We start from the raw sequence: 19,031 nt of genomic DNA, 5'->3' as shown, positions 1-19,031 counted from the left end.
CTTTGTCTCCGGACAAAGCTTTTTTTGTTTAATGAGAGAAGATTTATATGGCCATCGGAAACTTCTATCCTCATTGGTGTTAAAAATAGCCAGTTTACATTAGCCGCTGAAAAGGTAGTAATGAATATATAGGAAATTATGCACAATAAAAAATCAGGTAAGCGGTTTTTGAAAGGAGAATGTGATGAGACGCAGTTTAAAAATAGCGAGTGCATTTATCGGAATCATTGTTGGAGCAGGTTTTGCATCCGGCCAGGAAATTTTGCAGTATTTTACGAGCTTCGGCTACTGGGGGCTCGCAGGAGTAGTCTTATCTGCCATTCTTTTTGGTTATTTAGGGAAAGTGCTGACGGGGCTTGGAAGCCGGCTCCAAACAGAATCCCATGAAGAAGCGGTCTTCCATATTGGCGGAAAGGTAATTGGGCGAATTATCGATTATACATTAATCATTACCTTATTCGGCATTTTGGTCGTCATGATAGCAGGCGCGGGGTCCATTTTTTCACAGCAATTCGGGCTTTCCCCGGTGGTTGGCAGGGTGACTATTACTCTGCTTGTTATACTGACCATTATGCTTAACGTGAAAAAAGTGATCACAATCATTGGAAGCATCACGCCTTTGTTAATCGTCATGGTGGTTGGGATTGCGATTTATAGCTTAGCCACGATGGACATCAGCTTTGGAGAGTTGGATCCTATCGCTAACGAGCAATTGTCCGCTGGCCCCAATTGGCTGATAGCGGCGATTAATTACGTTTCGCTAGCTATTGCATTAACCACTGCCATGGCGCTTGTGCTCGGAGGCGCAGAGAAAAACGAAAAAATTGCAGCGCGCGGCGGCATGATCGGCGGGATTGTTTTCGGCGTGTTAATTTTATTGAGTTATTTTGCGATTTTTTCAAAAGTTGATGTTGTAGGAACAGCTGATTTGCCGATGCTAAGACTGGCAGATAATATTTCACCCGTACTCGGCATCGTTATGGCTATCGTGATTTTCAGTATGATCTATAACACGGCTGTCAGCTTATTGCTCTCGTTTTCTGCGCGCTTTACACCAATCGGCACAAAAAAGTTTAGAGTTTTTGTGATCGTGTCGGGCATAGTAGCTTTTGGGCTCAGCTTCGCCGGCTTCACCCAATTGGTAAACTGGCTTTATCCAGCCATCGGATACCTTGGCCTATTACTGGTAGGCGCATTGATTGTGGCTGACTTCCGAAAGGTTGGAAAGCCTGCAAAAGAATGAATGAAAAAAATCACATGAATGAAAAGCACTGCTTCGGCAGTGCTTTTTGCTGTTATCCGCAAACTTTTTTATGGATTTATCCAAGCCTGGCAATTTCTTCTGTTTTTATTTCGGTAATATTACAATTTTGTAAGTGAAATGAAAGTGAGAGCGATAGAGTGAAAGCTTGGCTTGAGGCACAATAAGGGTAACAAGAAAACCGGAACGGTTCGAACGGACCGCATTAAGAAAAAATCGGATGGGGGCAATTATCATGGAAAGTTTATATATAGAGTACAATCGCTACATTTACCACTTGTGTTTAAAACTGACGCGTAACAAAGCGGAAGCAGAGGATTTGATGCAAGAGGTTTGGTTGAAGGTCGTGCGCTATGAATCATCAATTCAAGAAGTCGATCACGTAAAAGCTTGGCTGACTACGATTTGCATGAATACTTTCCGTGATCGTTACCGCAAGAATGTCCGACGCAGCAAACACATCCAGCAGCAGCCGGAAGGGCTTGACGTGTCTTTATTGGATTTGATTCCCACAGATGAAGCGGGAGCACCTGAACTTCTGGAGCAGCAAGATGTATCGGTAATGATCCGCAGCAAGATTTCTGAGCTGGATGCCATTTACCGGACAACGATTGTGTATTTCTATGTTCACCAATTGTCATTGATCGAAATAGCTGAAGCGATGAAAGTTTCAATCGGAACGGTGAAATCACGTTTGTTCCGAGGCAAACAGCGCCTGAAAGATATGCTTTTAGAAGATGCACGCACACGGGAATACGTACAAACAGCTTAAGGCTAAATTAGCTTAAGAATTTAGAAGCCAGTCGATTTATTCGGTTGGCTTTTTTTTACAATTAATTAATAAATTCCTTTTCTGTTCTTATTGCTATAATAAGACCAGAGGAGATGAATCGAGTGAAGAGAAGAGCAAGAAATTGGAGCAAGCGCCGAAGAATCGTCTATGCCACCGCAGGCGTTCTCGCGTTGGTCTACATTGGCATCATTATTTGGCATACATACAAACCACTGCCTCCAGGCGTTTCCTATACAAGTGAATTGCATGAAGTGGAACAAGTGGAGATGTTTTATGATCTTTCTTATGCGCAAGATAAAAAAGGAACCGGGATGGAACACGAATTAAGGATTTTTGATGAAATCAATGGAATGATTGACCGTGCAGAAGAATTCATCGTTTTGGACTTTTTCCTATTCGATAATTATAACGATCAAAATACGGACTTCCCGGAAGTGGCCGATAGTTTGACCGAACATCTCCTGAAGAAAAAAGAAGCATTTCCCGAGATGCCGATTTATTTTATTACGGACCCGCTGAATCAAGGATATGGATCTTATGACAGCGAATTGCTGGATGCTTTGGAAGAGGCAGGAGTAGAGGTGGTTGTGACGGATCTCGATAAGCTGCGCGATTCAACTCCGTTGTATTCCGGATTCTACCGTGCGTTTTTCCAATGGTTTGATACGGACGGTAAAGGCTGGTTGCCAAATGGCATGTCAAGCGATGCCCCGGATCTGAAATTGGCTTCTTATTTGAAGATGATGAACATCAAAGCCAATCACCGGAAAGCGATCATTACGGAAAAAGAAGCATTAATCAGTTCTGCTAATCCCCATAATGCGAGCGGCTTCCATGGCAATATGGCATTCAAGGTCAGCGGCCCTATTTTGAATGACATATTGGAATCAGAAGAGGCGGCATCGAAAATGTCAGGCGGCCCTGAACTTCCAAGAGTGGAAGCAGAAGAGCAGCAGGGAGAATACCAAGTTCAATATGTAACTGAAGGAAAAATTTTAGATGCGCTGCTCCAAGATTTTGAAAAAGCGAAAAAAGGCGACCGCATCCGATTAGCGATGTTCTATGTGGCAGAAAGTGATATTGTAGAAGCGCTGACTGAAGCAGCGAACCGGGGAGTGGAAGTCCAATTGATCTTGGACCCGAACCAGAACGCATTCGGCAATGAGAAAACGGGGCTGCCAAACCGTCCCGTAGTCAATGAAATGCTCGAAGAGTCGGATGATCAAGTACAGGTCCGCTGGTACAATACCGTGATTGGCCAGTTCCATACAAAAACCATCATGATTGAAACGGCGGAAGAAACAATTATTTCCGGCGGGGCCGCCAACTACACAGAGCGGGCTCTCGATAATTACAATCTGGAAAACAATATCCGCATCATTGCACCGAATGACAGTGAGCTGACGGACAATATGAATACTTATTTTGATCGTCTTTGGGAAAATGAAGATGCGCTTTATACGTTGGATACCGAGGAGTACCAAGATACTTTTTCATTCCTGCAGCGCGGCATTTATGGATTCCAGAAGTTGTTCAAGCTGACGACCTATTAAAAAAAGGCTTTTCGCATTTATCTGCGAAAAGCCTTTTTTAGTCTTTAAAAGAAATGATTTTTAATTTGCGAGCCGGATTTATTATAAAGTCGATTGCTTTCCAGCATTGACCCATTCTTCGACGTTCCAGACTTTTGTTGCAAGTCCTTCGTAGAATTCAGGTTCGTGGCTGACCAGTACGATCGTGCCTTTATAAGCTTGCATCGCACGTTTCAATTCAGCTTTGGCATCGATGTCCAAGTGATTCGTCGGCTCATCGAAAATCAGCCAATTGCTTTCTTCCATCATCAATTTGCATAGACGGACTTTGGCTTGTTCGCCACCGCTTAGTTGCGTCATCGATCTGGAAATGTGTTCGTTTTTCAAACCGGTGCGCGCAAGGGCTCCACGGACTTGGCCTTGATCCAAACTTGGATACGCTGCCCAGATTTCATCAAGCGGCGTATGCGTAGGCGCTTTGACTTCCTGCTCGAAATAGCTAGGCGTCAAATATTCTCCGCGCAGCACATTGCCGTCGAGCGGTTTGATCTTGCCAAGCATTGTTTTTAACAGCGTTGATTTACCGACGCCGTTCATGCCGACAAGTGCGATTTTTTCTCCGCGTTCAATCATGAAGGTAAGCGGCGGAAGAAGCGGCTTATCGTAGCCGATCGTCAAGGCTTCCGCTTCTACGACATAACGGCTCGGGCTCCGTGTTTCTTTGAACGAGAATTGCGGTTTTGCAGCAATTTCCGGTTTTTCAATCCGGTCCATCCGGTCCAATTGCTTTTGGCGCGATTTAGCACGGCCGGTAGTTGAAGCGCGGGCTTTGTTTTTCGCGATAAAAGTTTCGGTTTTCTTGATCATGTCTGCTTGTCTTTCATATGCATCCAAATGCTGCTTTTTCGCTAGTTCCGCAAGCTCGATGAATTTTTCATACGTAGCGGTATAACGTGACAGGCGCGAGAATTCCAAATGGAAAATGACGCCCGTGACACTGCTCATAAACTCGGTATCATGCGAAATCAACAAGAACGCATGCGGGTAATTCTTCAAATAATTGACGAGCCACTGGATATGCTCTTCATCCAAATAGTTGGTCGGCTCATCGAGCAAAAGAACTTTCGGTTTTTCAAGCAATAGTTTCGCAAGCAGCAATTTCGTGCGCTGGCCACCGGAAAGAGCTTCAACCGGACGTTCAAGGCCGATGGCATCCAGGCCAAGCCCGCGTGCAATCTCCTCGATTTTCACATCAAGCGTATAGAAATCGCCAGCGTCCAAGGCATCTTGGACCTCTGCCATTTCTTCTAATAATTCTTCCAAGCGATCGGGATCTGCTTCGCCCATTTGCATGGCAATATTGTTCAATTCCGCTTCTTTTTCATAAAGAGGCAAGAACGCGTCCTGCAAAGTTTCACGGATGGTGCGTCCAGGCGTCAATTGTGTGTGCTGATCCAAATAACCGTAATGCGTTTTCGGCTGCCATTCAACGCGGCCGGAATCGTACATGATCTTTCCTGTTAAAATATTCATCAAAGTCGATTTGCCGACGCCGTTTGCGCCGACAAGGCCAACATGTTCGCCTTCCACTAAACGGAACGACACATCATTGAAAAGCGTGCGGTCACCGAAAGTGTGGCTTAAATTCTCTACTGTTAATAAACTCATTTATTGTATTCCTCCATTATTTAAGAAAAGTATAAGCGCCTTGACAGCCCCGACAAGCGCTGGAAGCTCAATCGAAAATGGCGTATTTTGCCATTGGCGATTGGGCTGAAGCGACCTCGAGGGGCTAGGCGCTGGAACTGGACAAAAGAAAAGTATAAGCGCCATAGAAAAGCGGAAGCAGCCGTTTAGATTCGAAGGGCGTAAGACGATTTGGCGAAGCGGTGTATTTCCAACCGCACAGCCGAAGTGGCTTATGTCCCGAGAATCTGGCTGCTGCAGCTAGACAGCAAGTTCAGCTCCGACAAGCGCTGGAACTGGACAAAAGAAAAAGATAAAGGCCATGGAAAATCAAACAGACTGGAGCGAAACGCCAAAAAAAAATTCGCGGGCTAGAGTTCCGCGAGTTTTTTGTTTAATTCCGCAAGTCGCTGTTCCATTTTTTCCAATCGTTCTTCTGCTTGCTCGACCATCCGAGCATGGCCAGTGGTCTCTAATTTTTCAATATCCCCTTGGTGGCGGACATAATCGCTTTTCAAATCAGCAATCTCAAACTCGATTTCTTGTTTGTTCATACGATTCACCCTTAGATTTTTTTCTATTATAGCATAAATTCCATATTATTAAATCCCTGGCGGCTCGGTTCTCGCTTTTCAATCTGAGGGGAAACCCTCTATAATGGTCAAATAGTTGGCTTAAAAATAGAATCAGCCCTAAATTACAGACATGGAGGTACCTATCATCGATTCTTTATTATTCGATCTCATGCTGATTCTTTTCCTTGGCGTTCTGTCGCAGTGGATTGCGTGGCGATTGCAGCTTCCGGCGATTGTGATGATGTCCATTGCCGGCTTGATCGTAGGGCCGTTTTTCGGCATCATTTCGCCATCGGAAAGTTTCGGTGATTTATTCAACCCCATCATTTCATTGGCTGTGGCCATTATTTTATTTGAGGGGAGCCTGAATTTAAACTTCAAAGAAATAAAAACGTTTAGCAAACCGGTCCTGCGGATCGTCACGCTCGGAGCGTTTATCGCCTGGATTGCGGGATCACTCGCAGCCCATTACTTGGCAGGCCTGTCGATCGCGGTTTCTTTTGTAATCGGCGGCTTGTTCATCGTAACGGGACCCACTGTGATTTTGCCAATGCTGCGCCAGGCAAAATTAAAAGCGCGGCCAGCCGCAATCCTGAAATGGGAAGGCATCGTCGTCGATCCGTTTGGGGCGTTGCTTGCTTTGTTCGCTTTCCAATTTGTCCTGTTTGCGATGGGCGAAGAATCGGCTGCGGCATTTGGCTTGTTCTTCTTGGCTGCACTTTTTGCTGTCTTGCTCGGTTTACTCGCGGGATGGGGAATGGGGCGCATGTTCGAGAAAGGGCAAGTGCCAGAATTCTTGAAATCGCCGATGGTCTTTGCCGTGGTGCTGCTGGTGTTTGCCGTTTCAGATATGGTGATGCATGAAACAGGGTTGCTTGCTGTTACGGCGATGGGGATCATGATGGCGAATATGAACATTACGTCGATCAATGAAATGCGCCATTTTAAAGAAAATATCTCTGTTTTATTGATTTCGAGCATATTTGTCATGCTGACTGCTTCATTAAGTCTGGAAGTGCTTCTCAAGATTTTGAATTGGCAAATCATCGCCTTTGTGTTGGCCATGCTATTTGTGGTTCGCCCTTTATCGATTTGGCTTTCTACAATCGGTACCGACCTGACCAATCAGGAGAAAACTTTGATCGGCTGGATTGCACCGCGCGGAATCGTCGCATTGACGGTATCCGGATATTTTGCCAGCACTTTGCTTGAAGCGGGATTCGAAGACGCAGAACTTTTGACGGCGTTGACTTTTGCCTTGGTGTTTTCAACGGTAGTGGCGCATGGGTTCAGCATCAGCTGGCTAGGAAAGAAACTGGGCCTTGCCTCGTCTGATGAACCGGGGATTTTAATTGTCGGCAGCAGCCGCTTTAATATCAGGCTCGCGGAAATTCTGCGCACGCTCAATAAAAACGTTTTGATAATGGATCCGGCGTGGGGCAGTTTGCAGCTTGCTCGCCAATTGGGCATTCCGAATTTTGTGGGGGAAATTTTATCCGAGCATACGGAATATGAACTCGACTTGACGCCTTATGAAACGATGATTGTCGCGACGGATACCGATTCCTATAACTCGTTGGTGGTGAATAATTTCGTGCCGGAGTTAGGGCGCGTGAATTTATACCAGACGGCGATCCACATCGGCAATCCGGCTGATTTCCATTCATCGCTCAGTGGCCGTACTTTATTCGGCTCCGAGTGGAATATCCATGCACTCGAAGCGAAAATAGATGAAGGCTACGCGATGCGTAAAACACAATTGACGGAGCAATACAACTACGCTGATTTCCAGGAGAAGTCGGTTGAAGGGACAATTCCTCTCTTTATCGAACGGGCGCAAGGGAAAATTGAATTTTTTACGGATGAAAACAAGATGGAAGCGAAAATCGGCGACACGATTGTCAGCTTTTCACCGCCTGCGCACCAGGAAAATCGGATTCAAGGAAAGCTGGAAACCAATCGCTTAAAAAGCGAAACTCAGTCTAAAGAATGAAATTCGGATTTCGTAAGATTTATCGATGCGTATAACGAAACGGTCTTTGCTATGATGAAGATAACAAAGCTGCTCGGCAGATACGCATTCAAGGAGGATTTTCTTATGAAGATTTTATTAGTGGACGGCACCATTATCGGGAGAAAAACAGGAGCCATTTTAGAACAGGTGAAAACATATATCCAAGATTTCAATCCGGAAATGGAATTGGTGATTTTGAACCTGGCCGACTATGAACACCAGTTCGTCGATGGCCGGCCGCTCGGCGAATACAATAAAGACATGCAGGAAATCGTTCATCGTTTCGAAAATGCGGACGGCTACATCATTGCGACGCCGATTTTCCAAGGCTCGATTCCCGGTGTCCTGAAAAACACATTCGATATGCTGCATCCGCGGACGATGCGCTACAAGCCGGTTTCGATCGTCGCAAACGGTGGAACGTATCAGCATCACTTGGTTATTGAAAATCAGCTGAAGCCGATTCTTGATTATTTCCGCTGCCTCGTTACGCCAAACTACGTCTACACGCATACGAGCCATTTTGATGAAACCAATACCATCATCAATGAAGACGTTCATGACCGCTTGCGTGAACTGGCCCGTGTTTTCGTGGAATATGCAGAAATGAGCAAAAACCTTTCGAAAGAAACGATCGATAATCCGTAATGAGCAGAAAAAACCTCCAGTGGGAGGTTTTTTTGTTTTGATGGATTCCGAAATTTATTCCATAAAAAGGATTTACTTTCCTTGACCGCTGAAATACTTTCTCAGAGAAGATAAATACTATCCCACGTCTTTCAAATACTATCTGTCGAAGGATGAATACTTTCCAAAACGCCGATTCGCTCCGGAATAAAATAAACGCGGTCTTTATAGCTCCCCTTATAGGGCATTTTTGACGATTTCAACAGTTTTGAAGCGGTCGTTATGGAAGCGATATGCGTAAAATGGCGAAATTCCCTGTTGGAGATTGTGGGAGAGACTAGATGCCGATATTCTGCTAACGCAATCAAATGGCTTTGCGCGTTTTTAAACGAACAGATAGCACATCTCCAACTTTTTTGGATATAAGCTAAGCGTTGAGCTTCGCAGTTCGGGCAGAGTACGCCAGTTAAGAAAGCATCTGGCAAAGTAGGCAATACCAATGCTTTAGCCGCATGCAATTCCAGCAAGTTTTGCGATAGTATGAAAGTTTCAGAATCGGAAAGAAGATTATGCGGATGATTGGAAAGCAATTGTTCCATTAAATAAGGCAATCCGGAAGATTGGATCATAATCCGCTTGCCGGCTTTCGATTGGATTACCGAAGACGGATAAGTGAAGACAATCGCACCGATTACAGGAAGCTCAAATGGCTGATCAGCCAAAAACCGTTCCACCCATTTTTCGTGGCGCCGCAGCTGGTCATCAGGGTTTCGCATGCCGTCGATGCTTCCGTCTTTATTGGTCCGGGAAAATTGGCGTGTTTGCGGATCAAAATTGAGCAGTCCGGAAATGCTCTTGATTTCTAAAATCAGAATGAACCGGCTTGTCACCAAAATGGTATCGAGTTGATGGGAAGAATTCGGCTTTTGAATAAATAAATCATGGATAAAAAAGTGGGGGAAGGGCAACTCAATTTCGTGCCAGAGGGAATCGATTCGCTGCTCGCCATGGAAACCGGCAGTGATGCGTCGGAGCTGTTCAGTCCAATGGGGGGATTGGCTGTGGGTAAATGGAATTCTTTTCAGTAAACTTTGCAGCTGAAAAATGTCAGGCGGTTCTTTTCGATGTTTTAAAATCAAACCATCATCTCCTTTTTTTTATTAATCTGAATATAGACTACGGACGGTGTGAGAGCAAGCAGTTTTAAGAATTTATTTCCAGTATACGGATTTACTGTTGTTGTAGTGTGAAATACTATCTGTCCAGCTCCGAATACTATCCGTTAATAAATACTTTCCTTCCAGACTGAAATACTTTCCGCGGTATGCTCAACCCCCGCCAAAAGCCAGCAAATCCGGAAGATGTTATAATTAATCCATATAGAAATGAGGGTGACCATAAATGAAATCAGTAGTACTAGCAGAAAAGCCATCCGTGGCGCGCGATATTGCACGCGTTCTTGGATGTTCGCAAAAAGGCAACGGTTATTTGGAAGGCAAGCAATACATTGTGACGTGGGCGCTTGGCCATTTGGTGACACAGGCGCAGCCGGAGCAATATGACAACGACTTTAAGGAATGGAAGATGGAGAACTTGCCAATCATTCCGAATCCGTTTAAACTCGTGCCGATCAAGCAATCGATGAAACAATACAATGCTGTAAAAGCACAGCTGTCGAGAGGCGACGTCAACGAAGTCATCATCGCGACCGATGCCGGTCGTGAAGGGGAGCTTGTCGCGCGCTGGATTTTAGAGAAAACGAAAACGCGCAAGCCGATCAAGCGCTTGTGGATTTCGTCCGTAACGGACAAAGCGATCAAAGACGGCTTCAACAATCTGAAAGACGGCAAAGCTTACGAAAACTTATATCAAGCCGCAGTTGCCCGTTCAGAAGCGGACTGGGTCGTCGGCATTAATGCGACGCGCGCGTTGACCGTGAAATACAATGCGCAATTATCGACTGGCCGCGTGCAGACACCGACGCTTGCGATGATTGCAGAACGCGAAAAGCAGATCCGCAATTTCCAGCCGAAGCCGTATTACGGCATGCAGGCGATTACGGATAATGCCGCCTTCACTTGGACGGACGGCAACTCGACGCAATCATTCGATAAAGAAAAAATCGATAAGCTGTTCAGCAAACTTCAAAATACACATGAAGGAACAGTTACTGATGTAAAAGTCACGCCGAAGAAACAGCCGGCTCCGCCTTTATTCGACTTGACCGAACTTCAAAAAGAAGCCTACAAGCGCTATAGCTGGTCGGCGAAAGAAACGCTGAATACGCTGCAGGGATTGTACGAGCGCTTCAAAATCGTCACGTATCCGCGGACGGATTCGAAGCATTTGACGTCCGATATGAAGAATACGTTGAAAGACCGCATCAAAGCGGTGCAGGTCGGGCCGTACCGGGCGCTTGCCACGACGATTCTAAAAACACCGGTAGCTGCACAAAAAGGCGTCATCGACGATGCGAAAGTTTCCGATCACCACGCGATCATCCCGACGGAGGAAACGCCGCAGCTCCATAACCTTTCGGATAAAGAACATAAATTATATGACATGATCGTCAAGCGTTTCCTGGCTGTTTTCTATCCGGCTTATGAATACGACCAGACGACGGTGAAAATCAATGCGGGCGGCGAAACCTTCCAGACAAAAGGCAACACGATCCGCAATGAAGGATGGAAACGCATCTACAAAGACGACGAAGACGACAGCGATTCGACATTGCCGCCATTTGAAAAAGGACAGAAGCTAACCATTAAAGGCATCGCGTTAACTGACGGCAAAACGAAGCCGCCTGCGTTCTTTAATGAAGGAACGCTTCTTGGCGCCATGGAAAATCCGGCGCAGTTCATGGCGGGCGAGTCGAAGGAATTGATCCAGACACTCGGTGAAACAGGAGGTCTCGGGACTGTGGCGACGCGTGCGGATATTATCGACAAATTGTTCAATACGTTCCTGATCGAGAAAAAAGGCAAGGATTTGACCATCACATCAAAAGGCCGGCAATTGCTGGAGCTTGTTCCGGAAGATCTCAAGTCACCGAAACTCACAGCAGATTGGGAGCAGCAGCTCAATAAAATCGCCAAAGGGCAATTGAAAAAAGAGCAGTTCATGAAAGAGATGATTGCATTCGCCGAGAAATCCGTTTCGGATATCAAGAAGAGCGATAAGAAATTCAAGCATGATAACGTCACTGGCAAGATGTGCCCGGACTGCGGCAAACCGCTTCTTGAAGTCAATGGCAAACGCGGCAAAATGAATGTCTGCCAAGACCGCGAATGCGGCTACAAGAAACAAGTAGCGATGCTGACCAATGCCCGCTGCCCGAATTGCCATAAGAAATTGGAAATGCAAGGGGAAGGCGATGGCAAGATTTTCGTCTGCAAATGCGGACATCGCGAGAAATTGTCGGCATTTGAAAAACGCCGCAATAACAATCAGTCGAAAGCGAATAAGAAAGACGTCAATAAATTCTTAAAACAGCAAGAAGAGGCGCCGGCAAACACTGCGATGGCTGAAGCTCTGAAAAAATTATTAAATCAAAACGATTAGAAATCGATTGAATTTGATGATATGCTGTTGAAAATGAACAGTGAGAGGCAGAGATGATGCGAGTGGCGAAGAAAATTGCGAAAACCAATGCAGCCCGAATATTAGATAAAGAAAGCATTTCCTATGACATTCTTCAATACGAACCTGGCGACGGATTGAATGACGGCGTATCCGTTGCAGCCAAGATTGGCCAAGATGCGGAACTCGTCCATAAAACCTTGGTGACGGTCGGAAGTTCCAAGCAGCATTACGTATTTGTCATTCCGGTTGCGGAAGAGCTGGATTTAAAAGCGGCGGCTAAAGCGGCAGGCGAGAAAAGGATTGAAATGATAGCGGTCAAAGAACTCCAAGGTTTGACCGGCTATATCCGCGGCGGCTGCTCGCCGCTCGGCATGAAAAAACTATTTCCTACGTTTATTTCATCATCTGCTGAGCAGATGGCTGAAATCATTGTATCGGCTGGAAAAGTCGGAATGCAGCTAAAGCTCCAGCCCAACGATTTAGCCAAAGCAATAAACGCCAAATTTGCCGCAATCACTATGGCGGCAAATTGAAAAATCCGTCCATTCGCTTGAGTGGATGGATTTTTCATAATACATAGCAGAAAGAAGGATGAAAATGCGGCGTTCGTTGTTTTACCGCTGGCTATTTTTTATTGTCGGCTTGATTATCATGTCTTTCGGTTTCACGCTGGTCCTAAAAGCAGACAAATTAGGCATCAGCCCATGGGATGTGCTGCATGTTGGGCTGCATCTTAACTTCGGTTTGACCATTGGCAGTTGGGTAGTCATCATGGGACTCGCCATCATTTTGTTCACGATGCTCTTCACGAAAAAATTGCCGCAAATCGGCGCTTTTTTGAATATGCTGCTGGTCGGTGCATTTATCGATATCTTCAACTTCCTGATTCCGGATATCACGACGTGGACGGGGCAAGTGCTGATCTTGATTGCAGGAATCATCATATCCGGCTACGGCGTCGGGATTTACGTAGCCCCGAAAATCGGTGCCGGCCCGCGTGATGGACTCATGCTCGTCATCAACGAGAAAACCGGCATCAGCATCAGCTGGGCAAAGACCATTATCGAAGTGTTTGCAGCAGTAGCTGGCTGGCTGCTTGGCGGTCCGGTGGGAATCGGGACGATTGCGGTTGCCCTTTTAACCGGCAAAATCGTTCAGGCGGCATTGCCTTTATTTGAAAAAATGCTTAAGAAAATCATTGGAAGAAAAAGCGACGTTCCACCCGTTTTGAAGATTTAGCGACCGGTTCAGAGAGTTGAATCCGGGCTCTTTTTATGGTATAAATAAAACCTAGTAAGTCTATTGGTTTTATAGAAAAAGCCATCTAAAGGAGAATTGAAAATGGGACGAGAGTTCGTAGAAATTTTTGATGAATGGGTTCACACTTATGATGATTCTGTAAATGGAAAAGATAAAGAATACGAAGATGTCTTCGTTAAATATAATGAGATTTTGCAAGCAGTCGCAGACCGTGCGATCGAGCCGGTAATTGAGTTCGGAGTAGGTACGGGCAACTTGACGCAAAAGATGGTGGACCGCGGGCTTGAAGTGGTGGGCATTGAGCCGAATCAGGCGATGCGCGAAGCGACAGCCGAAAAGTTTCCGGCATTGAAAATCATCGACGGCGACTTTTTAGAGTTCGAGCAGCCGGTTAACGTGAAAAGTTTCACGAGTACGTATGCTTTTCATCACTTGACCGATGCCGAGAAAGCGCAGGCATTTAAACTTTATGCCGAAAAGCTTCCGGCAGGCGGAAAAGTGGTATTTGCGGATACCGTCTTTAAATCCGAAGAAGCAAAACAGCAAATGATTGAATTTGAAGAGTCGCGTGGTTATGCTAATCTAGTAGAAGATTTAAACCGAGAATATTACACGACCTTGCCAGTGATGAAAGAATTGATCGAAGCAGCAGGATTCGAAGTCGAGTTTACGCAGCTCAATAATTACGTGTATCTGATTGACGCGACAAAACAGTAAGATTGAAAAGAAATTTTTATACTAAAGGAGACGATTCACTTGAAAAAAATGAATGTTGAAAGCTTTAACCTAGACCATACAAAAGTAGTGGCGCCTTATGTACGATTAGCTGGAGAAAAAACAGGGGCGAATGGCGATACGATCAAGAAATACGATATCCGCTTTAAACAGCCGAACAAAGAGCATATGGATATGCCGGGCCTTCACTCGCTAGAACATATGATGGCGGAACATAGCCGCAACCATTCAGACCAAATCATCGACATCGGGCCAATGGGCTGCCAGACCGGCTTTTACCTGTCTGTCATCAACCACGATGATTACGAAGACATTCTCCGCATTTTGGAAAATACATTGACGGATGTGATTGCAGCTGACGAAGTGCCTGCGTGCAACGAAGTCCAATGCGGATGGGCTGCAAGCCATAGCTTAGAAGGCGCAAAAGAATTAGCGCGTGAAATGTTGGCTAAAAAAGACGAATGGCGCCAAGTGTTCGCCGAAGAAACTGTTTAAGGGGAATGGGCATGAACATTGCAACGAGTATTCAGCAATTGATCGGGAACACACCGGTACTGGAATTGACGAATATTGAAATTCCGAATGGCTGCCGGATTTTTGCCAAACTTGAATTCTTTAACCCGGGCGGCAGCGTAAAAGACCGCCTCGGCGTTTCATTAATTGAAGATGCAGAGCGGCGCGGTGTTCTAAAGCCAGGCGGAACGATGATCGAACCGACTGCCGGCAACACCGGGATCGGCCTTGCTTTGGCTGCAATCGGCAAAGGCTATCAAGTGAAATTTGTGGTTCCTGAGAAATTCAGCCAGGAAAAGCAGGCCTTGATGCGCGCACTTGGAGCTGAAGTGATCAATACACCAACGGAACTTGGGATGAAAGGCGCTATCGCAAAAGCGAATGAATTAGCCAAAGAGCTGGATGCGTTTTCCCCATCCCAATTTTCAAATCCAGCGAATCCGGAAACTTATGTCCGGACACTCGGCCCCGAATTATGGGAAGCGCTGGACGGCAAAATCGACGTGTTTGTAGCAGGTGCAGGATCCGGTGGAACATTTGCCGGGACTTCCAGGTTTTTGAAATTGAAACGGGAAACCATCAAGACGGTGATTGTGGAACCGGAAGGATCGATCATCAATGGCGGGGAATCCGGCCCTCATTTAACGGAAGGCATCGGCATGGAGTTTTTGCCTGCCTATATGGACCACTCCCATTTTGAGGCCATCCACACCATCTTGGATAAAGAAGCATTTGCTGCTGTTGGCGAATTGGCGAGAAAAGAAGGTTTATTAGTAGGAAGCTCTTCAGGTGCCGCATTTGTTGCTGCGATGAGAGAAGCCGAGACAGCTAAACCAGGAAGCCATATCGTCACGATTTTTGCAGATTCAAGCGAACGTTATATGAGCCAGAATATATATGGTAGAACATTTGAGGAGGATCATTCATGAAACCGAAAACAAGATTAATCCATGGCGGAATTTTTGGAGACGAAGCGACAGGCGCCGTATCCACACCGATTTACCAAGTAAGCACATACAAGCAGGAAGCCGTTGGGAAATTCAAAGGCTATGAATACTCACGTACAGGAAACCCGACGCGCCATGCACTCGAAGAATTGATTGCAGACGTGGAATACGGACATGCCGGATTTGCATTCGGCTCCGGAATGGCTGCCATTTCTTCTGTCATGATGCTATTTTCAGCAGGCGACCACATCATCTTAACGGATGATGTTTACGGCGGAACTTACCGTGTGGTCAATAAAGTCTTGAACCGTTTCGGCCTTGAGTTCACTTTCGTAGATACAGGCGATTTGGAAGCGATCGAAGCTGCTGTAAAAGCGAATACGAAAGCGATTTTCATCGAAACACCGACGAACCCTTTATTGAAAGTAACGGATATCGAAGCGGTTTCGGCTTATGCAAAATCGAAGAACCTCTTAACAATTGTCGACAATACATTCATGACGCCTTATTTGCAGAACCCATTGAAATTGGGCGCAGATATTGTCTTGCATAGTGCGACAAAATACATCGGCGGACACAGTGACGTCGTGGCGGGACTTGTCGTCGTCAACTCGGAGCAATTAGCGACTGACTTGCATTTCGTCCAAAATTCCGTCGGCGCCATCCTTGGGCCGCAAGATTCTTGGCTGTTGATGCGCGGGTTGAAGACGCTAGGCATCCGTATGGAAGAAGCGGTAGCAAATGCACAGAAAATCGCTGAATTCCTGGATCAGCATGAAGCAGTCAATGCAGTCATCTATCCTGGATTGCCGAATCACACGGGGCACGAATTGATGAAAAAACAGGCAACCGGTTTCGGTGCGATGATTTCATTTGATGTCGGCAGCCGTGAAAAAGCGGGCGAATTGTTGGCGAAATTGCGTTACTTCACCTTAGCGGAAAGCTTAGGTGCCGTTGAGAGCTTGATTTCAGTGCCTGCGCAAATGACGCATGCTTCGATTCCTGTTGAACGCCGCGGCGAACTTGGGATCCTAGAAGGCTTAGTGCGGATTTCCGTCGGGATTGAAGATGTGGAAGACTTAATCGAAGACCTTGAGAACGCATTAAAATAAATCATGATAAAAAACCGCCATTTGGCGGTTTTTTTGTTTGTGTAAGAATAAAACTTACTAAAAAATAAGTTTTTTAATAATTTTCCAAATTTTTATTAGCAATTAATACCTTAAATTTCGAAATCCGAAATAAACCATTTACCTCATTCGTCTGAATAGTCTGCATGCTATTATTTTATTCAGCTATAAAATTCTGACAATTCGAGAGGGGTAAAAAGAACATGGTTAAAAGCAAATGGGTTTCCATTCTTTCAGCAAGTGCTCTGGCATTGTCGCTAATGGTGCCGGCAGCAGCTGCACCAACAGAAGCGGCAACAACATCAACGACAAAAGCGGAATGGAACAGCGAGCGCTACGGAGACCGTGTCGACATCGACCAGACGTTGAATGAGATGGCGCAAGACGAAGCATTCATGAAGCAAGCGGACAAAAAAATCAAAGCACAGGCGGGTGAAGTAGCAGCTTCCGGCGCTAAAGCAACAGCTGATGGGCCATTTACATATGATGGAGGAACGAAGAAATTCCTTGACCGCAACTTGTCGTTTAAAGACTTTACTTTGCGCAGTGTCGGCGAAAATGTGGAAATCTGGGTAGCCAATGACCTGGCTTACGGTCCGAACAACCCAAAACCCGCTGATGTGGTAACGCAAGCGCAAGTTGATAAATTGAAAGATGAATTCGACAGCAATATTTATCCGAAAGCGACTGGATTCTTCGGAATGCCGGATCAGCTCGACGGTTCAAATGCGACGGTTCCAGGAATGGTCGGATTGCCGGATGATTATTACGAAGGATCGGACAAAGTCATTATGCTTGTCGACAACGTAAAGGATGAAGGCTGGAACAACCCGTCGTACCCATTCTTTGTAGCCGGCTTCTTCTGGCAGACGCTTGAAAACTATACAGACCGCAACATCATTACCATCGATACGAACTCATGGGAAACGCGTCTTGAGTCGACGTTCTTCGGAACGACAATCCACGAATTGCAGCATTTGATCCATGCGGACAACGACCCATCAGAGGAAACGTGGTTAAACGAAGGGATGTCTACTTTCTCTGAGTATCTTGGCGGTTATGGCCACGATGCAGGATCGATCAACTTCTACTTGGACCACCCGGAAAACTCACTCGTGAGCTGGGACGAACACGGCACGGCTGAAACCGGTCCGGAAACCATTGCGGATTACGGACAAGTGTATTTATTCACCCTTTACATGTATGACAAATTTGGCCAGGAATTCATTCGTGAATTGGCAGTCAACGGCGAAAAACAGGGCATGTCCAGTGTAGACCAAGTGCTGAAAGACTACGGCACGAATAAAACTTTCCTGGAAGTCTACCAGGATTTCATGACGGCATTGACGCTTGATAGCTCAGCAGTCGACAGCGACTACAACATCGACAGCATTGACCTCCGCAACCTGCCAGTTGGCACGGATGGAAAAGTGCGCGGCAAAACAATCGACTTTGAAAGCGCAAAAACGTATGAAAAAGAAGGCGTTCCGGCATGGGGCGGCGACTTTAAAGAATTTAACTTCGGCAAAGATGTACGCGGCTTGAAATTTGACGGCGTCGATTTCCTGCCGCTGCAATGGAGCACAGTTGCGGATCCTAAAGGGTCCGGCAAACAAGTGTTGCATCCGAATAACGGAGACGAGGCAGACCAGGCATTGATTTTTGGCGCAACGGTTCCGACGGCAAATCCGACATTAACATTTGACCACTACTACGATATTGAAGAACAATGGGACTTCGGCATGGTCCAAGTTTCAACAGATAACGGCGAAACATGGAAATCGCTTGAAAACCAAAATACACGCAGCGATGTTGTGGAAGAAGGCTACCCGACTATTAAAGAAAATGTTCCAGGATTCACAGGAACGAACGGCGATTGGACGACAGAAACATTTGACTTGTCCGCTTATGCCGGCAAAGACGTACTGGTTTCATTCCGCAACTTGACGGACTGGGGTTCAAACAACCCAGGCTGGTACATCAAAGACGTGAAACTGGGCAACTTCTCGAATGACGGTTCTTCAACGGATGCATTCCAGTCACTTGGACAATTGAAAGGCGACTACGTGAATTTCACAACGACGTTCATCCAGACGAAGAAAAACGGCAAAGAGCATGTATTCCATGTCAACCCATACAATGTAACGAACCAACAGGCATTGGATCTGAAGCAAGTGCTTCGTGAAGGCAATGTGAAATTGATCACGTCTTATGCAGCAGCTGAAGGCCAGAAAGAAGCGCAGGAGTTCAGTTATGAAGTGTTGTATAAAGACCAAAAAGGGAAAGACAAAAAAGACAAAAAAGACAAAAAGAACAAAGGCAAAGGCAATAACAATGGAAAAGGGAAAGGCAATCAATAAGTGAGAAGCGGACCTC

The 19,031-nt window shown here is 45.9% G+C and carries 16 protein-coding genes; 13 read left to right on the top strand and 3 right to left on the bottom strand.

Going from position 1 to position 19,031, the window contains the following annotated elements; genetic code table 11:
- Positions 1-184 precede the first annotated feature (184 nt).
- The 3 genes from AC2EXB_RS15595 (at position 185) to AC2EXB_RS15585 (ending at position 3,607) form a co-directional block, all read left to right on the top strand.
- Positions 185-1,243, top strand: coding sequence for a YkvI family membrane protein (locus AC2EXB_RS15595; RefSeq protein WP_235197158.1), 1,059 nt, complete (start codon positions 185-187; stop codon positions 1,241-1,243).
- Between the two features lie 253 nt (positions 1,244-1,496).
- Positions 1,497-2,033 (top strand): RNA polymerase sigma factor, encoded by a 537-nt coding sequence (locus AC2EXB_RS15590; RefSeq protein WP_052650605.1) that lies wholly within the window; start codon positions 1,497-1,499, stop codon positions 2,031-2,033.
- Between the two features lie 113 nt (positions 2,034-2,146).
- Complete coding sequence (locus tag AC2EXB_RS15585; protein WP_483602254.1) at positions 2,147-3,607, top strand: phospholipase D family protein; 1,461 nt, start codon at positions 2,147-2,149, stop codon at positions 3,605-3,607.
- Positions 3,608-3,688: 81 nt separating this feature from the next.
- Here the strand turns inward: AC2EXB_RS15585 and abc-f are convergent, their stop codons facing one another.
- Together abc-f and AC2EXB_RS15575 are read right to left on the bottom strand one after the other, a co-directional pair.
- Complete coding sequence (gene abc-f, locus AC2EXB_RS15580) at positions 3,689-5,254, bottom strand: ribosomal protection-like ABC-F family protein (RefSeq protein ID WP_251475792.1); 1,566 nt, start codon at positions 5,252-5,254, stop codon at positions 3,689-3,691.
- A gap of 389 nt (positions 5,255-5,643) precedes the next feature.
- Entirely contained in the window at positions 5,644-5,826 is a 183-nt protein-coding gene (locus tag AC2EXB_RS15575; protein ID WP_052650608.1) for an SE1832 family protein, read from the bottom strand.
- A gap of 151 nt (positions 5,827-5,977) precedes the next feature.
- On the opposite strand from AC2EXB_RS15575, the gene AC2EXB_RS15570 reads away from it, so the two are divergent.
- Positions 5,978-7,840: a cation:proton antiporter gene (locus AC2EXB_RS15570; RefSeq protein WP_483602253.1), complete on the top strand. Its 1,863-nt coding sequence runs from the start codon at positions 5,978-5,980 to the stop codon at positions 7,838-7,840.
- 105 nt (positions 7,841-7,945) lie between these two features.
- Positions 7,946-8,509 (top strand): NADPH-dependent FMN reductase, encoded by a 564-nt coding sequence (locus AC2EXB_RS15565; protein WP_483602252.1) that lies wholly within the window; start codon positions 7,946-7,948, stop codon positions 8,507-8,509.
- Positions 8,510-8,640: 131 nt separating this feature from the next.
- On the opposite strand, the gene AC2EXB_RS15560 is transcribed toward AC2EXB_RS15565, so the two are convergent.
- A complete protein-coding gene (locus tag AC2EXB_RS15560; protein ID WP_483602251.1) occupies positions 8,641-9,627 on the bottom strand; it encodes a nuclease-related domain-containing protein in 987 nt (328 codons plus the stop codon).
- Positions 9,628-9,889: 262 nt separating this feature from the next.
- Here AC2EXB_RS15560 and AC2EXB_RS15555 point away from each other — a divergent pair, with 262 nt between their 5' ends.
- The 8 genes from AC2EXB_RS15555 to AC2EXB_RS15520 all read left to right on the top strand — a co-directional run bounded on the left by AC2EXB_RS15555 (position 9,890) and on the right by AC2EXB_RS15520 (position 19,015).
- Complete coding sequence (locus AC2EXB_RS15555) at positions 9,890-12,049, top strand: DNA topoisomerase III (RefSeq protein WP_483602250.1); 2,160 nt, start codon at positions 9,890-9,892, stop codon at positions 12,047-12,049.
- A gap of 62 nt (positions 12,050-12,111) precedes the next feature.
- Positions 12,112-12,603, top strand: coding sequence for a Cys-tRNA(Pro) deacylase (gene ybaK, locus AC2EXB_RS15550; RefSeq protein WP_483604766.1), 492 nt, complete (start codon positions 12,112-12,114; stop codon positions 12,601-12,603).
- A 58-nt stretch (positions 12,604-12,661) separates the two neighbouring features.
- Positions 12,662-13,309 (top strand): YczE/YyaS/YitT family protein, encoded by a 648-nt coding sequence (locus tag AC2EXB_RS15545; RefSeq protein WP_235197151.1) that lies wholly within the window; start codon positions 12,662-12,664, stop codon positions 13,307-13,309.
- Between the two features lie 102 nt (positions 13,310-13,411).
- On the top strand, positions 13,412-14,047 hold the full coding sequence (locus AC2EXB_RS15540; RefSeq protein ID WP_483602249.1) for a class I SAM-dependent DNA methyltransferase: 636 nt from the start codon (positions 13,412-13,414) through the stop codon (positions 14,045-14,047).
- 39 nt (positions 14,048-14,086) lie between these two features.
- Positions 14,087-14,560 carry an S-ribosylhomocysteine lyase gene (locus AC2EXB_RS15535; RefSeq protein ID WP_052650615.1) on the top strand — a complete coding sequence of 158 codons (474 nt, stop codon included), beginning with the start codon at positions 14,087-14,089 and terminating at the stop codon, positions 14,558-14,560.
- Between the two features lie 11 nt (positions 14,561-14,571).
- Entirely contained in the window at positions 14,572-15,507 is a 936-nt protein-coding gene (locus AC2EXB_RS15530) for a PLP-dependent cysteine synthase family protein (RefSeq protein WP_235197149.1), read from the top strand.
- Positions 15,504-16,637 carry a bifunctional cystathionine gamma-lyase/homocysteine desulfhydrase gene (locus AC2EXB_RS15525; RefSeq protein WP_483602248.1) on the top strand — a complete coding sequence of 378 codons (1,134 nt, stop codon included), beginning with the start codon at positions 15,504-15,506 and terminating at the stop codon, positions 16,635-16,637. The genes AC2EXB_RS15530 and AC2EXB_RS15525 overlap by 4 nt, the downstream gene beginning before the upstream one ends.
- Positions 16,638-16,858: 221 nt before the next feature.
- Entirely contained in the window at positions 16,859-19,015 is a 2,157-nt protein-coding gene (locus AC2EXB_RS15520; protein ID WP_483602247.1) for a peptidase M6, read from the top strand.
- Positions 19,016-19,031: the final 16 nt, after the last annotated feature.

It is taken from the genome of Planococcus alkaliphilus, assembly GCF_057031095.1.
This window is presented reverse-complemented; position numbering and strand designations above follow the sequence as displayed.

Bases quoted from the DNA above. Each gene is read 5' to 3' on its own strand.
- AC2EXB_RS15595 (WP_235197158.1), top strand. From the start codon at position 185: ATGAGACGCAGTTTAAAAATAGCGAGTGCATTTATCGGAATCATTGTT.
- AC2EXB_RS15590 (WP_052650605.1), top strand. From the start codon at position 1,497: ATGGAAAGTTTATATATAGAGTACAATCGCTACATTTACCACTTGTGT.
- AC2EXB_RS15585 (WP_483602254.1), top strand. From the start codon at position 2,147: ATGAATCGAGTGAAGAGAAGAGCAAGAAATTGGAGCAAGCGCCGAAGA.
- abc-f (WP_251475792.1), bottom strand. From the start codon at position 5,254: ATGAGTTTATTAACAGTAGAGAATTTAAGCCACACTTTCGGTGACCGC.
- AC2EXB_RS15575 (WP_052650608.1), bottom strand. From the start codon at position 5,826: ATGAACAAACAAGAAATCGAGTTTGAGATTGCTGATTTGAAAAGCGAT.
- AC2EXB_RS15570 (WP_483602253.1), top strand. From the start codon at position 5,978: ATGGAGGTACCTATCATCGATTCTTTATTATTCGATCTCATGCTGATT.
- AC2EXB_RS15565 (WP_483602252.1), top strand. From the start codon at position 7,946: ATGAAGATTTTATTAGTGGACGGCACCATTATCGGGAGAAAAACAGGA.
- AC2EXB_RS15555 (WP_483602250.1), top strand. From the start codon at position 9,890: ATGAAATCAGTAGTACTAGCAGAAAAGCCATCCGTGGCGCGCGATATT.
- AC2EXB_RS15545 (WP_235197151.1), top strand. From the start codon at position 12,662: ATGAAAATGCGGCGTTCGTTGTTTTACCGCTGGCTATTTTTTATTGTC.
- AC2EXB_RS15540 (WP_483602249.1), top strand. From the start codon at position 13,412: ATGGGACGAGAGTTCGTAGAAATTTTTGATGAATGGGTTCACACTTAT.
- AC2EXB_RS15530 (WP_235197149.1), top strand. From the start codon at position 14,572: ATGAACATTGCAACGAGTATTCAGCAATTGATCGGGAACACACCGGTA.
- AC2EXB_RS15525 (WP_483602248.1), top strand. From the start codon at position 15,504: ATGAAACCGAAAACAAGATTAATCCATGGCGGAATTTTTGGAGACGAA.
- AC2EXB_RS15520 (WP_483602247.1), top strand. From the start codon at position 16,859: ATGGTTAAAAGCAAATGGGTTTCCATTCTTTCAGCAAGTGCTCTGGCA.